This window comes from Singulisphaera acidiphila DSM 18658, from assembly GCF_000242455.2.
GTDB classification, from domain to species: Bacteria; Planctomycetota; Planctomycetia; order Isosphaerales; family Isosphaeraceae; genus Singulisphaera; species Singulisphaera acidiphila.
Window position 1 is genome coordinate 4,171,623 of the sequence record NC_019892.1, and the last position, 14,409, is coordinate 4,186,031.

A 14,409-nucleotide genomic window follows, 5' to 3' on the forward strand; every position below is an offset into this window, starting at 1 on the left:
TTCAATGGGCCCTGGAAGTCTTGGTGGGGCGTCGAAGCCAAGCGACCCGTGACAATCGCAGTCAGCCAGTCCGGTTCTGTTGATTTTAGCGTCGGCCCCACTCCCTGCTAGTGACTCCGTTGAAATTCGTGCCCGCGTGGCGACACACAATCCATCACCCACTCAGTCACCCAATGAATTTGGGCAATCTGGACAACCGAGGCAGCTTGAACCCTCATGGAGGCGGAATCGGCTCAAGCCAGAGCGAGGCGTCCCCTTGGGACGTCGGCGGCCCGCCTGTTCCTTGATCGGGAATGGGACAATATCGGTGAGGCCTGCCTGGCGGCTGCTCAAACCAGGCATGGGCATTGTCATCAAAAAAAAGATAAGCAACCTCTGACCGGTCTGCCGTTTCCATCGTAGAAAAGAATGGCGGGCGGGAATGAGACCTGGAGAGTCTTCCTAACACTCGCCCACAGGGAAGCCAACAAAAAAAGGGGGAGAGCGAGAGATCCTCGCTCCTCGGTCAGGCGCGCGCCTCTCGAAGGAGAATTCCGATGAGTCTCTGGCACGGACGGACATCAAGCATCTTGGGAATCACAGTCTTGGCCCTGGCCGTTCTTGCGGGAACGGGGTCGACAGCGCTCGCTCGGGGCGGCGGTGGCAGGCACGGTGGGGGCGGTTATCACCATCATGGTGGCGGCTACGCTCGAGGCCACGGGCGAGTGGGCGGCTGGGGGTACGGTGGATACGGGCACCGAAATTACCGCTCCGGCTACTACGCTCCTGGTTACCGCTACGGTTATGGGGGTTCGTACTACGCGCCGTCGTACCTCTATCCCCCCTACGTGTATTCCTATCCCTATTACGCGCCGGGCTTCCGGCGGTGGTATGGCGGCTACCGGCGCTGACGGCAAGACCATTTTGGATGGTATTCGCGACCTGATCTTCCCCCAGAGTTGCAGGTAAGTCGGCGCTCGGCATCTTTTATGCTGGGAAGAGTCCACATCTTATTGTCTGTTGCGAAATCCAAAATGGGGAGCGGACCATGGCCGACAAGTCAACCGCAAGGGAGAGTGGCAAGGCGATCACGCGCGACGAATTGATCGCCTTGCTGAACGAAGACCTCTCTCGAGAATACCAGGCGATCATTGCTTATGTGGTCTACTCGCAAGTCCTCAAGGGTGCGGAGTACATGAGCATTGCCAAGGAGCTCGAGGTCCACGCCGGAGAGGAATTGGCTCATGCCCTGACGATCGCCGGCCAGATTGACTATCTGGGCGGACAGCCGACGGTCACGGTCAAGCCCGTGAAGACGTCGGAGAAGGCCGAAGACATGCTCCGATTCGACCTCGAAAACGAAAATGATACGATCCGCGCTTATCGCGAGCGGGTCCGCCAATGCGAAGCGTTGGGTGAGTACGCCATCGCCGAGCATATCCGCGAGATCCTGATCGACGAGCAGGAGCATCAAACGGATCTAGCGACCGCGCTGGGGATCGACGCTCCCGACGTCTCCCGATCCTGAATCGAAACCCGGGGCGGCAAGAGATCGCTCCACTCCGCGCAAAACGAGCCGGTCGACTCGCCTTCGGACGAGACCGGCCCGCCCCGGTTCGAGCGTTCCTCGGCGGGCCAGACAATCGATTCCTGCCCCGCCGCGCTGATCGCGTCCATCAACTGGTGGATCGAGGTACGAAGGAGGCTCGCTTCGTCAATGGTCAAACTTGAGTCGGCCAGACGACTCATCATACGCTGAAGTGCTTCGATCGCGGGAGATCGGTGTGACAGGGGGGACATGGGACAACTCGTGGTCAGAGTTGGTAACGTTTCACTGAAATGCGAGAGAGGTCATTCTTCTGTATTGGCATCCGGAACCCGCTCAAACCAGAAGCAAATGAGCCGCCAAAAGCCGGCCCCCCACCTCAATTTCCGGCCCCTCCCGTGCACACAGGCCATCAAAACTCATCCTAAGCCTTTCCAATATCACCTGTTACGTCTCAAGAGCTCATCCTGGACTCGCGTCACGGAATTCTCAGGGGAAGGTTTGAGACCGCCGAAATCGAAGGCAGGAACGCCTCGAGCGCGGGCGATGAAGGCGGCCCTCGTCAACTTTTACAACCGCCTCGCAAGTATCTCCATATCGAGGGAGGATGGAATCGCCGTCGCCAGCAGGCAAACATCCTGCTCTTGTGCACCACAAGTTCGCGTCCGCATTCGCAACGTGCCAGGTTCCCGAGGGAACGTCCTGAACCGCCCTCTTGCAACCGCGAGGGAGCCGCGTTACGATCCCGCATCACTGAACAAAAATATCGGCACTATCTGTAACACCTGAAACCGCAAATGAGTTGCGTTAGCGATCCTGCTCTTTCTAGCGACGGTATCTCGGGAGGTATGGATGGTCGTGAAACGAATCGTGGCCAACATCGCGACCCCGCATGTTGAATCCGCCAAGATTTTTTACACAGGCATTCTTGGATTGCAGTTGGTCATGGACCACGGCTGGATTTTGACCTTCGCGGCCGAGAGTCTGGCCGCACCGCAGATCAGCGTCGCAAGCGAAGGGGGATCAGGCACCCCGATACCAGACTTGTCCATCGAGGTGGATGATCTCGAAGAGGTCTATCAACGGGTCGTCGCTGCGGGGTTGCCGATCGAGTACGGCCCAACAAACGAGCCCTGGGGCGTACGGCGGTTCTACGTCCGCGATCCTTTCGGCCATCTTCTCAACATCCTCGCTCACGATGATTTGGCATGCTGAATGAGGGCGAATCCGACAAGATCGAGCGGATCGTCGTGATCATCCAGAGCGAAAGCAAGCGATCGATGCACCCCGCAGCCTGGGCCAGTTCGATCCGCGACAGAGTCGTGGATTCCCAAGAGAAGACGCAAGGTGCAGACCGAGTCATTTTCATTCCTCGCATCGGTTCGCACAAACGGATTGCAGGAATGGGTGGGCACAAAATCACGGGGTTTGAACCGGCCACCGACCCCGTGGGAGGCTTGCAACACGGCATCCAACGAGAATACGACCTATCGCCAAACGCATACAAACAAAACACGCAAAAATCAATCGTGTCAATCTGTTATCTATTTACAAAAAACATCTTGCTCGATTTTCGCGAACCATTCCCTTGCACACAACCCCGGCCATGATCTAATGGCTCATGTTGGGCAACTGGCGGAGTCAACACCTGAATCTCCACCCACCTCTAAACTGGAGGAGATCGTGGCTGACAGGCAGCAATCCTCTCCCTTGGCCCATGATACGGATTATGCTTGTGCCTTGAATTTAGGCGAATTGAATGCCCACCTGATCGCGGGAATGAGCTCTTGGCAAAGGCTCGACGTCTGCCCTGTTTGCGATTCGCAGTCTGTCGCCAGATTCGCGACATGCCGTCACTTTCCGTATAGCCGCTGCCGCGCCTGCGGCTTCACATTTGCCAACCCGGTTCCCCCCAACGAGGTTCTCGACGCTTTCTACAACAGCCCTTTCTACCGAAACTACCGGCGATTGGAAGCGAATCGCATCGCACGGGACCACTACTTCAGCATTAGCATGTACACAGACATGCACCGTCTCGCCTCCTGGCTTGGAGGGGACCAGGCACTCAACATCCTTGACTTCGGCTGTGGACCTGGAGCGTTCCTCGCGTTATTGCGCGATGAGTTCGGCTTCACGAACGTCGAGGGCCTTGAATTGAGCCAGGTCAGCGTTGAATTTGCTCGACAACATTACGGCCTTACCGTCGCTTCATCAACGGCAGAACTCCAACGCCAGTCCTATGACTGCGTCATTCTCATCGAGGTGATCGAGCACCTTCCCAATCCTGCCGCCATCTTCAGCCAACTGACCAAGCTTGTCAGGCCGGGTGGGCACTTGCTGATCACCACGCCCGCAGTCGACAACCTGCTCGGTCGTTTCTTTCCTTCGCTCTGCCTGCACTACACAGCGCCAAGCCACGTGAGTCTTTTTACAAAGCAGTCGCTCGCCAACCTGCTGTCACGTTTCGGTTTCGAAATCGAACGGATCGAGACCGACGCGTGCTTTCCGGCACTGGACAGAGCCGCAATGAGCCTGGCGTACGATCTGGATTTCGCCAGCCCGCAGCATGATGACGACAATAACGATGCCCTCTACACCCCTAACAGAGTCGGTCGCCTGCTTGGGTTTCAACCCAGGCGATCTGCGGCAAAAGGCCGATTCGGCCGTGCCCTCCAAAAAGCCGACCAGTTTCTCATGCATCACATGTGGTGGCGAGTGCCCCGCGTACCAAAAACCGATCACTTGTACGTGCTGGCTCGCAAGGGAGTCTGACGGCCGAAAACCAGAGCCAGATTCGTGGCACAACACGGTACTTCGCCAAACCAAGGCACGAGGCGACGACCGACTACTTCCAGACGCAGCCCACATCCGGAACAAAAAAACAAATTCACGAATTCAACAATCATTAAAACAAAATACTGAAAATCAAAACTGTTCCTGATAACGGTTCGAGACATTGTCGAAAGTTGACGGGCCGGCAAAAAGTCTGGCAAACTCAGCTGAGGGCGCTATGCTATCTGCATGATCACCATTCGCGATCACCAGACCGGCGATCTCTTCGATCCCTGGGACCATCTCGGCGGCAAGCGTCGCCAACTGCTCGAGCGGTCCTGGGCCGGCGTCTTCCGGGATTACCTCCTCGAGCACTTGCCCGTCGGCGAACTCATCACGCGGTTCTCGCGGCAGCTCGGACGCCCCACCAAGGACCTCCACATGGTTCTCGGGGCACTGATCCTTCAGCAGCTGCACGACTTGACCGATGCCGCTACTGTCGAGGCCGTCGCGTTCAATATCACCTGGCAATACGCCCTCGACATCAGGGCAGAGTCCGACGCCTACCTCTGCGAACGCACCCTGAGAAACTATCGCCAGTGGCTCATTGAGAAGGGGCTGGATCAGGTCCTCTTCCGCTCCCTGACCGATCAACTCATCAAAGCTGTCGGCACGGACACGAGCAAGCAACGCCTGGATTCCACTGCGATTCAATCGGCGATGCGCGGCCTGACCCGGCTCGGGATCATCGTCGAATCGATCAGTAAGTTCCTCCGCGAACTTCGCCGTTTCCATCCGGCCTTGCATGCTCAGGTCGACCCGGACTTGGTCCGCAAGTATGTCGATCGCGAGGGGAATGCTTGCTTTGCCTCCACCAAGCCGAGCGAGTCGAAGCGACGGCTGCCCGAGGCCGCTACGGACCTGCTGGCCTTGGTCACACAGCTTCGCGGGACTACGGCTCTTGAACTCCCGAGCTTTCTGATACTCGACCGTGTACTCTCCGAACAATGTGAAGTTAAGAACGATCCCGAAGCCGGTCCCCAAGTCCGGGTCAAAGAACCTAATGAGATGCCTTGCGGCAACGTTCTGAGCCCGGCCGACCCCGATGCGTCCTACAACGCCCATCGAGGTGTCGGCTTTCTGGTCCAGATCATGGAAACCTATTCCGACGTCGAAGACGACCCCACGGGGACGGCCCCTCCCCCACCGCCCGACCTGATCACGCACGTCGCCGTCGGTCCGATGAACGTTCACGACGGTTCCTCGCTGGAACCTGCGCTGGCCGATACCGACGCGCGCACGATCAAACCCGAGGTTGTGCTGGCGGACTCGCATTACGGCTCGAACGAGAACCTCGAAAAGGCGAAACACCAGGGAGTCGATCTGGTTTCCCCGTCGATGCCACCCAAAGGAAGCAAGCAAGAGAAGCTGACGCTCGAAGACTTCGAGCTCGATGAGCACGGCCTGGTTGTCCGCTGTCCCCAAGGGCACGTCCCCATCACAACGAGCGCCAGTGCTGACAAACTCCAGGTGTGTTTCGAGGAGGCGACCTGCGCAGCGTGCCCCTTTCATAAGTCGTGCTGCGCCTCGGCCGTGGGTCGCAAGGAGTCTCGTTACCAATACACATATGACCGAGTTCGCCAACGATTGCGCCGCCTTCACAACCATTCGGACGAGTTCAAGGAGCGTTATCGCTGGCGTTCGGGGATTGAAGGGACGATGTCCCGATTCAAATACCAGATGAGGATGGCGTCGCTCCGAATTCGTGGCCGGGCAGCCGTCAGTTATGCGAGCTTCTTGCGTGCCCTCGGTCTCAACATTCACCGGGTTGCGGCCTACAAGGCCGCTCTTGAGTAGGAGCCGAGCGTTTTTCGCTTGGAGGGGCCGATCCGGCCCCCTTTGGTGCCCCTGAGACGCGTCCAGTCGAGGTGGCGATCGGCGACGCGATCATCGCGAAAAAACCGTCGGTTCGAAAATCCGGTCAACGGCCGCGTTCACTGCGAGCCTTTTTGCCGGCCCGTCGAAAGTTGACGGGCCGGCAAGAATCGGGTTCCGTGGTCTAAGCGGGTGGACTCGGTCTTCCTATAATTCTGTATAATTCGCACACCAATTGACGACGCAACCCGTGATGAACTCCAAGCCTTGCGGCGGAACCCGATCCCGCCACGGGTCCGTGACCGTGTCGAGATCATCCTCCTCTCCGACGCGGGCTGGTCGCCCCCTCGGATCGCCATCCACCTGGGTGTGTGCGGCCAGACCGTTCGCGACGTCCTCCAGGCGTTCCTGGCCCGCGGCCTCGACGCGTTGTACCCGTTTCGCCCGGGACCCGTCCCGAACACCGTCCACCTCGACCGGGTGGCCGAGGAGTTGAGACGCTTGCTCACCGAGGAGCGAACCTGGACCAGTCGGCAATTCGACCAAGCTCTCGCCGAGCAGGGGATTGTCCTCGGTTCCAGGCAGATCCGCCGCCACCTCAAGCGAATCGAGGCCAGCTACCATCGCACGGTCTGGCCCCTGAAGCATAAGCAAAATCCGGTCAAAGCGAAGCGAACTGGTCGCTGCCGAAGCAACGCAAACTGATTCGCTACGAGGCACCGCAACGGCGACGGGCCAATGCGATGGCCGCTTACCATCCCTACGGCCGCAAGCCACAGCTCGAGGTCTTCACGGCCGAACGGACCTGGGATTCGTATGACTTGCTGGGCTTCTTGAAGGCATTGCCGTGGTCGGATCGCCCACGCGTGGTGGTGCTGAACAATGTCAGCTTGCACACCAGCGCGGTGATGCGACGGGCGCGTCAGGTGTTGTCCGCTTCGGGGATCGATCTGTACTACCTGCCGACTTATAGCCCGGAGTTGAACCTGATCAAGTCGGTGTTCCGGCAGGTGAAGCATCAGGAGATCCCTCAGCGAAGCTTTACGACACGTAGTGACTTGAGAGACGCCGTGCAGAGTGGGTTCTCCAACTACGGCGAGAACCTTCCATCAAAATCCCTAAAAAGATCACGTCCGGCCGCTTAGCAAGAAAAAATCGTTATATCCCGAATGCCACGAAGATATCGCACAAATCGTGAACCGAGAACAAGTTGTCACTTATTGAGCACAGGAGGGACGTTCGGCATCCTCGTGGTTGATTACAACGCCACTCGGGTGCTGATCGGAGCCCTCCCATGCCACCGCGTATCATCCCCATCCTCGCCCGACTGCGCCAAGACCTCGCCGCCGTACTGTCCAGGGAAACCATCGAAGAGGCGTGTCGTCAGTCGAATCACTCCTGGCGGCGACGACTCCTCGATCCGGCCGCCACCGTCTACTTGTTCTTGCTCCAGGTCCTCCACGGCAACACCGCCTGCCAGCACGTCGTCCACTTCGGCAACTGGTCGTTCACCGACAGCGCCTACTGCCAGGCCCGAAAGCGGCTCCCGCTGGCCGTCTTCCACTCGCTGCTCGAAAAGATCGCCGCCACATCCCGAGCCGCCACGGAGGGCGGATCGCGATGGCTCGAGCATCGGGTCTGGCTCGTCGACGGCTCCAGCTTCTCCATGCCCGACGCCCCCGAACTCCAAGGCCACTTCGGCCAGCCCGGTAACCAGCGCAAGGGCTGCGGCTTCCCCGTGGCCAAGTGGCTGGCCCTGTTCGACCTCACCACCGGCATGCTGCTCCGCTCGGCGGCGGCGCCGTTGCGCAGTCACGAAATGTCACGGGCCGCGGCGATCTCCCAGGAGTTGGAACCCGGCGACCTGGTCCTGGGCGATCGCGGGTTCTGTTCCTATGCCCATCTGGCCCTGCTGGCTGGCCGCGAGCTGCACGGCGTGTTCCGGATCCATCAGAAGCAGATCGTCGACTTCACCTCAGGCCGGCCGGGAACGAGGGGCGGGTCGAAGGACGTGCCGGGGTTGCCGCGCTCCCGGTGGGTGCTGGCGCACGGGGACTCCGATCAGGTCGTCGTCTGGTTCAAGCCGAAGAAGGGGCCATCGTGGATGCCCAGGGAGGAATACGAGGCGTTGCCGGACGAGATCACCGTGCGTGAACTGCGTTATCGGGTGGAGGTCCCGGGCTACCGCGTTCGCGAGATCACCCTGGTGACGACCTTGCACGATGCGGTGGCGTACCCGGCCGAGGCGCTGGCCGAGCTCTACTTCCGGAGATGGCAGGTGGAGATCAATATTCGACATCTGAAAATCAGCATGCAAATGGATGTATTGTGCTGCGAGACGGTGGACGGTGTGTTGAAGGAACTGGCGGTGTTCACGCTGGCCTACAATCTGGTGCGGTCGGTGATGGGCGAGTCGGCTCGACTGCAAGGTGTGGATCCCGATCGGATCGGTCTGGTCGACGCGGTGCGTTGGTTGATCGGGACCGAAGAGGGGGACTTGTCGGTGCTGGTGGTCAACCCGTCGCGCCGCGGCCGGGTCGAGCCGCGGGTCAAGAAGCGAAGGGCGAAACAGTACATGCTCATGAAAAATCCGCGGTCGGAACTACGCAAGTCGTTGCCGAAGAAGCACTTTTAGCCTAACTTCGTGGCATTCCGCTATGTCCCCCTTTTTGTTCCCAGGTCCAGGAGGAAGTCGCAATGCAGGGATTGGATGACGCGTTCGACGCTCATGCGTCCTCGAGGATGCGGTCGAGGACCGCCTGGCGGACCTTGTCGTCGTAACGGGCCTTGAATACGATGCCCGGCGGCAGGGTCCGGAAAGTGGAACAACAGTGGCTGCGGGCGCGATACTCGCCGTAGGTAACGTCGAGGAAGACGATTTGATGGTAGGCGATGGAACGGACTGGCGATTCAAGACATCTTTTCGCCGCCCCAACTTGCCGCAAGTGGGACAAGGAGCTTTTTTGGGGCAGCACGAGATCGGTACCGTGAGGGTTGGGGGCCGTTGGGTCTCCATGGCCTGCGTGCTCCAGAAGGATTGGCTTTGACTCCTTCCTTCAGCACGCAGGCTGTAACTTTTGCTGTCAAGCCAAGTTGGATCCCTCAGGAAACTGTCGGGATTAGCGAGGAGTGTCAAAAAACTTGTCAAATAATCTCTGCCATTCGGACAACTCTTCAGCCCTCGGCAGGAGATTTTTTGAGAGAACGCCCCTGATGATTTCGCAGCGTTCTCGCAATTTATAAAGCTGGAAACACTGCTCGATTGGCAAATCAGCCAATTGGCTGATGGTGGTTGCTGCCTGTTCCAGAGTCAGGTCGATTTGCGAAAAGAACCGGTCCACGAGAATATTCGGATCCAACACGAAATGACCGGAAACGGGGCCGAAATCGTAGATCGCGTTCGCCCGAACCCCCAAGGCGGAAAGGTCAAAGTGTTCGCTAAACCGAGCTCCGTCCCTACCTGCAAATCGTTCATAAATCATGATCGAGGCAGTCGCCCACGCGAGAACATCCGCAGGGTCTTTGCAATAATTTATATTCGCTTTCGTGGCAGAAACCTCGGCGACCAGAAGCCAATTGAAGTCGCTCTCTAAATCAATGTCGGCCTCGTGTTGCTGAACAAACAGCAGGATCTTGTCTGGTGGTTGTGAGAGCAAATCGCTCGCTTGTGTTATCGGCATGGCATTTGCCTATTCAGTTCGCAGATACGGGTCGACTTATTTAACGATAAAGCCTGCACGACGGAACGCTTCCTTGGCGATTTCAAAAGCCTTTAGATCGATCTTATAGTGTCCGGTGTAGGGTGAGATGTCAGCCACAATTCCTTGGATACGGCCTTCACCCGCTGACATGACAGCCGCCCCATTGACCAAGGTCGCATGGGAGATCTGCTTAAATCGTCCGTCCACTATCCAGTAGTTTCCCCGGATTTCTGTATACGCCGCCGGCCTGCGCGTAGCGACACCGTCAGGCGGTCGTCGGGGCCTGGATTCCCCGCAGCGGGCGTGATTCGCCCATCGTATTTTTATGTGACCTCGCAACCCGTCAACGTGTCAGGCCGCTTCTTCCTCATCTCCCAGCTATTCCGCGAGGAATCGCTGGATTTCCCCCCGATGCTGCCTCAGCAGACGATCCACGTCCAGCACGCTGGGACGGTCCTTCTTCCGACGCCACGGCGGACGATACCACCAATCCACCTCACCCGCCGATTCCAGCGCGAACTGCGTCAGACGCAGCAGGCTCAGCGTCACCCATTGCGCCTGGCTTGTCCGCTCGATCGGGTTCTTCGTCCAGGCCCGGCACTCCTCCCAGCCCAGACGCTGCTTCAGGTCGCGGAATCCATCCTCTTGGCGGAAGCGAGCCGCGAACAATTCCACCATCTCCAAACCAGTCAATTCCAAGGCTGAGCCGACCAGCGTGAACCGCTTCTTGTAACCGGCCACCTCGGCCACCACCAGCTTCACAGGCACATCAGACCCGGCGACACGCCACAAGCCCACCACCTCCTTCCATCGGACCTTCCGCCTCCGGCCGTAGATGTACGCCACGGCCCGGGCCATCGTCCCCCCTGTCGGGGCGGGGGGAGCTTCCTGCCCCACTTCGGGGTCGGTCCCCGTTGGCCCTGGCGGCGCTCCGGCGGCAGGGCATGGACCCGGGCATCGTGCCGCAGCCGCGTGAGGATCTCGACCCGCGGCCACCCCTCCTCGGGGGCGATCAGGGGCCGGACCACGCTCTTCAGCGCGAAGCCGCCGTCGAAGACGGCCAGATGCCGGCCCCCGGTCGTCTCGGCCTGCTCGTGCACCAACTCGACGGCCAACTCGCACTTGGTGCGGAAGACCTCTTTGCCTCCGTTGGTCCCGGGGCGATCGGGCAGTTGCGCCTTGCGGAAGTAGAGACGCCCGGAGATCGGCAGGAACCAGGCCGGCCGCTGTGGTTCGTGGAGTAGGGCCCCGAGGACGACCCAGTTGTGGGCCCGGACGGTGGTCGCCTGGTTGGGGCAGCGCGCGGTGTACTCGTGGAAGGTGCAGGTGCCCCAGACGTTCGCCCCGGAGCGATGGACCTTGGTGTCATCGACGGCCGAGACGTGGAAGCCGTGCCAGATCCGCCCCGGGGCCTTCTCGATCGAGCGGGTCAGGGCGACGGTGACCCTGCGGGTGTGCCAGACGCCGTACTCGGCGAAGCTCTCCAGGCCCTTCCAGTCGTCGGGCCGTTCGATGGCGATGAGGCACTGGGTGACGGTGTGCTCCTCGACGTTGAGGGCCAGGGCCGTGATCCATTCGGCGAAATCCGGGTTTTGTGAAGGCGAAATGGAACCGTTGGAGGAGGCCTTGCCAGATCGACCAGAGCAACGTAGCGTCGGTCATTGGGGCATCTCCGAGTGGGACTCGATGGGGTCGTAAGCACCCATCAAAATCCGCTCACGAAATACCCCTTTCAATGCGATGCGAGCGTACAGTCAGGCTGTATCGTTTCCGGGAAAGTACTACTTAAGGGCACATTTCCTTTCATAGTAAGGCCGACGTTCAGACCAAAAAGCCTGGTCCTGATCCAGTCAACGTCCGCCGGAGGGAAGAGGCGGTAGAGTGTGCTCCGAACCAAGCCTCACCTCGGCCGACCTCAAGAAGAAAACCAGTGGGTTCGATCTCTCCGTCACCTTGACGGAGAATCTGAGAAGAGACCACGACTTGGCAATCCTCCTGCGATCCCCTCTCATCTTCGTTGCAACAAAGCCCGCGCATCGCCAGGATAGAGAGTGATTCGCACGGACGATCTTCGAACCCTGTCGCTCCTTTTGAGTTGAGTGTGATCCTTGGGAAACCTATCCATGCCGGAGTTTGTGTACCAGGCCCCGTTTCCGCTCGGTCCCGACCCGATCTCGTATCGTCATCTGACTTCGGATTTTGTCTCCACCGTGGTATTCGAGGGGCAAGAGATCCTCAAGGTGGCGCCAGAGGGCCTTTCGATGCTGGCGAGGGAGGCCTTCCGCGACGTTTCGTTTCTCTATCGCGAGGCGCATCTCGCCAAAGTTGCCGCGATCTTCGATGATCCCGAGGCCTCGCCCAATGACCGGGGGGTTGCCCTGGCCTTGCTCAAGAACGCGGTCGTGGCCTCGGGCTTCAAGTTGCCGATGTGCCAGGACACCGGCACAGCCACGATCGTCGCCAAAAAAGGCCAGCGGGTCTGGACCAGTGTCGTGGACGAGGAGTGGCTCTCGCGGGGAATCTTCGAGACCTATCAGAAGGAAAATCTGCGATACTCCCAGACCGTCCCACTCTCGATGTTCGAGGAAGCCAATACCGGAACGAACCTGCCGGCTCAGATCGACATCATGGCCACGAACGGGGGAACGTATGAGTTCCTCTTCGTGGCCAAAGGGGGGGGCTCGGCCAACAAGTCGCTCCTCTTCCAGGAGACCAAGGCTCTCCTCAACCCGGCGAGCCTGGAGAAATTCCTCGATCAGAAATTGCGCTCGCTAGGCACGGCCGCGTGCCCCCCCTACCACCTCGCGATCGTGATCGGGGGGACCTCGGCCGAGGCGACGATGAAAACCGTGAAGCTCGCCAGCGCAGGCTACCTCGATCACCTGCCGACCGAAGGGAACACGCTGGGTCATGCATTCCGCGACCTGGAGCTCGAGGAGAAAGTCGTGGCACTGGCGCGGCGCAGTGGGATCGGGGCCCAGTTCGGCGGCAAGTACTTCGCCCTTGATGCCCGAGTCATCCGCTTACCGCGCCACGGGGCCTCATGTCCCGTCGGGATTGGCGTCTCCTGCTCGGCGGATCGCAACCTCAAGGCGCGGATCGACCGCGACGGCCTCTGGGTCGAGGCCTTGGAGCGCAACCCCGCGCGATTCCTCCCCGGCGCGCACCGCGCGGGGCTCGGTGCGGAGCACGGTGTTGCGATTAACCTCAACCGCCCGATGAACGAGATCCTCGCCGAGCTATCACGGTATCCCGTCGCCACCCCGTTGCGGTTGACCGGGACCATCGTCGTCGCTCGCGACATCGCACATGCCAAGATCAAGGAACGCCTCGATCGCGGCGAGACAATGCCCACCTACCTCAAAGACCATCCGGTCTACTACGCCGGGCCCGCCAAGACGCCCGAGGGGCTCCCCTCAGGATCGTTCGGGCCAACGACAGCAGGCCGCATGGACAGCTACGTCGACCTCTTCCAGTCGAACGGCGGGTCGATGATCATGATTGCCAAGGGCAACCGCTCAAAGGCCGTGACCGACGCCTGCAAGGCGCACGGCGGTTTCTACCTCGGCTCCATCGGCGGGCCCGCCGCGCTCTTGGCCCAGGAAAACATCAAAGGGGTCGATCTCCTCGAATACCCCGAACTCGGCATGGAGGCCGTCTACAAGATCGATGTCGTCGACTTCCCGGCGTTCATCCTCGTCGACGACAAGGGGAATGAATTCTTCAGCCAACTCCCCGTGCTCTCGTAACCGGACGAACGCCTGTGGAATCGAGAGGTGCCAGGAACCGTCTTTGTCTTCTGCCCTGACGGCTTGCCACCTGCATGAAGGGGAGAATTCCTGGCATCCTGCTGCAAATCTGCAATTTTCGGTCCCCTGGAAGCATCAACGAGGATTGACAGCGAGTCCCGGTGGGCGAGGCCAGCCTCGCCCGCCCGAGACGGATTAGCGGGCGACTGGGTAGTAGAAATAAGTCCCAGTGGCCGGGTTGTAGTAGAGCGGGTAACGGTAGCCGTCGCCCGGCTCGTAAGTCTGGTTCGTGAGGTAGGGGGCCGAAGTGGTTGTTGTGACCACGTCTGTCGTCGGGGCGTACGAGTAGCCGCTGGAATAAGTGGAGTACGGGTAAGACGTCCCGTAGTAGTCATTCCCGTACCCGTAACCATTGCCATAACCGTAGCCATAGCCAAGCCCGTACCCGAAGAGCCCGTAGCCGCCGAACCCACCGTAGTATCCGTACCCCCTGCCGTAGCCGCCTCCGTAGCCACCGCGGTATCCCCCACCGCCGTGATACCCTCCCCCGCCGTGTCCGCCACCGCCGCCGTGACCACCACCACCACCGCCGCCGCGCCCAAAGGCCGGCGAGATCGAGCATGCCATCACCATCATTGCCAATGCCGCCGCCTTCGGGGCGAATCCGCTCATGAGGCTCATTGCTGCTCTCCCTATGTCTTGAGAAGTTGTGGAACGAACCGGACGGATCTCCGGGTCGGCTCGCACAAACTTCCTACGTCGGTGGGACGAGTCGAGATCGTTCGCT

15 protein-coding genes and 1 pseudogene are annotated in these 14,409 nt (G+C 59.8%); 10 read left to right on the top strand and 6 right to left on the bottom strand.

Translation table 11 applies throughout. The annotated features are described in order from the left end of the window. Positions 1-536: 536 nt before the first annotated feature. The 9 genes from SINAC_RS16360 to SINAC_RS16405 all read left to right on the top strand — a co-directional run bounded on the left by SINAC_RS16360 (position 537) and on the right by SINAC_RS16405 (position 8,807). Complete coding sequence (locus SINAC_RS16360; RefSeq protein ID WP_015246745.1) at positions 537-890, top strand: hypothetical protein; 354 nt, start codon at positions 537-539, stop codon at positions 888-890. Positions 891-1,027: 137 nt separating this feature from the next. Further along, complete coding sequence (locus SINAC_RS16365; protein ID WP_015246746.1) at positions 1,028-1,507, top strand: ferritin-like domain-containing protein; 480 nt, start codon at positions 1,028-1,030, stop codon at positions 1,505-1,507. Between the two features lie 870 nt (positions 1,508-2,377). Continuing rightward, complete coding sequence (locus SINAC_RS16375) at positions 2,378-2,740, top strand: VOC family protein (protein ID WP_015246748.1); 363 nt, start codon at positions 2,378-2,380, stop codon at positions 2,738-2,740. Continuing rightward, entirely contained in the window at positions 2,734-3,135 is a 402-nt protein-coding gene (locus SINAC_RS16380) for a hypothetical protein (protein ID WP_015246749.1), read from the top strand. The genes SINAC_RS16375 and SINAC_RS16380 overlap by 7 nt, the downstream gene beginning before the upstream one ends. 73 nt (positions 3,136-3,208) lie before the next feature. Beyond that, on the top strand, positions 3,209-4,297 hold the full coding sequence (locus SINAC_RS16385; RefSeq protein ID WP_015246750.1) for a methyltransferase domain-containing protein: 1,089 nt from the start codon (positions 3,209-3,211) through the stop codon (positions 4,295-4,297). A gap of 249 nt (positions 4,298-4,546) precedes the next feature. Then, positions 4,547-6,154, top strand: a complete 1,608-nt coding sequence (locus SINAC_RS16390) for a transposase (protein WP_015245676.1) — start codon at positions 4,547-4,549, stop codon at positions 6,152-6,154. Between the two features lie 285 nt (positions 6,155-6,439). Continuing rightward, entirely contained in the window at positions 6,440-6,877 is a 438-nt protein-coding gene (locus tag SINAC_RS16395; RefSeq protein WP_015246751.1) for a helix-turn-helix domain-containing protein, read from the top strand. Continuing rightward, positions 6,877-7,317 carry a transposase gene (locus SINAC_RS16400; protein WP_237722565.1) on the top strand — a complete coding sequence of 147 codons (441 nt, stop codon included), beginning with the start codon at positions 6,877-6,879 and terminating at the stop codon, positions 7,315-7,317. Before SINAC_RS16395 ends, SINAC_RS16400 begins: the two co-directional genes overlap by 1 nt. Positions 7,318-7,466: 149 nt before the next feature. Beyond that, positions 7,467-8,807, top strand: coding sequence for an IS4 family transposase (locus SINAC_RS16405; RefSeq protein ID WP_015246753.1), 1,341 nt, complete (start codon positions 7,467-7,469; stop codon positions 8,805-8,807). A 91-nt stretch (positions 8,808-8,898) separates the two neighbouring features. Here SINAC_RS16405 and SINAC_RS16410 read toward each other — a convergent pair whose 3' ends face one another. The 5 genes and pseudogenes from SINAC_RS16410 to SINAC_RS41895 all read right to left on the bottom strand — a co-directional run. Continuing rightward, positions 8,899-9,126, bottom strand: coding sequence for a hypothetical protein (locus SINAC_RS16410; RefSeq protein ID WP_154673676.1), 228 nt, complete (start codon positions 9,124-9,126; stop codon positions 8,899-8,901). 165 nt (positions 9,127-9,291) lie between these two features. Next, positions 9,292-9,852, bottom strand: a complete 561-nt coding sequence (locus SINAC_RS16415; protein ID WP_015246755.1) for a hypothetical protein — start codon at positions 9,850-9,852, stop codon at positions 9,292-9,294. Positions 9,853-9,888: 36 nt separating this feature from the next. Continuing rightward, on the bottom strand, positions 9,889-10,080 hold the full coding sequence (locus SINAC_RS16420; RefSeq protein WP_020466041.1) for a hypothetical protein: 192 nt from the start codon (positions 10,078-10,080) through the stop codon (positions 9,889-9,891). Positions 10,081-10,251: 171 nt separating this feature from the next. Next, positions 10,252-10,770: a hypothetical protein gene (locus SINAC_RS41220; RefSeq protein WP_244884945.1), complete on the bottom strand. Its 519-nt coding sequence runs from the start codon at positions 10,768-10,770 to the stop codon at positions 10,252-10,254. Positions 10,771-10,775: 5 nt separating this feature from the next. After that, positions 10,776-11,480 (bottom strand): annotated as a pseudogene (locus SINAC_RS41895) (transposase); the annotation flags it as partial. A gap of 516 nt (positions 11,481-11,996) precedes the next feature. On the opposite strand from SINAC_RS41895, the gene SINAC_RS16440 reads away from it, so the two are divergent. Next, positions 11,997-13,622, top strand: a complete 1,626-nt coding sequence (locus tag SINAC_RS16440) for a fumarate hydratase (protein ID WP_015246757.1) — start codon at positions 11,997-11,999, stop codon at positions 13,620-13,622. Between the two features lie 195 nt (positions 13,623-13,817). Here SINAC_RS16440 and SINAC_RS16445 read toward each other — a convergent pair whose 3' ends face one another. Further along, entirely contained in the window at positions 13,818-14,303 is a 486-nt protein-coding gene (locus SINAC_RS16445; protein ID WP_015246758.1) for a hypothetical protein, read from the bottom strand. Positions 14,304-14,409: the final 106 nt, after the last annotated feature.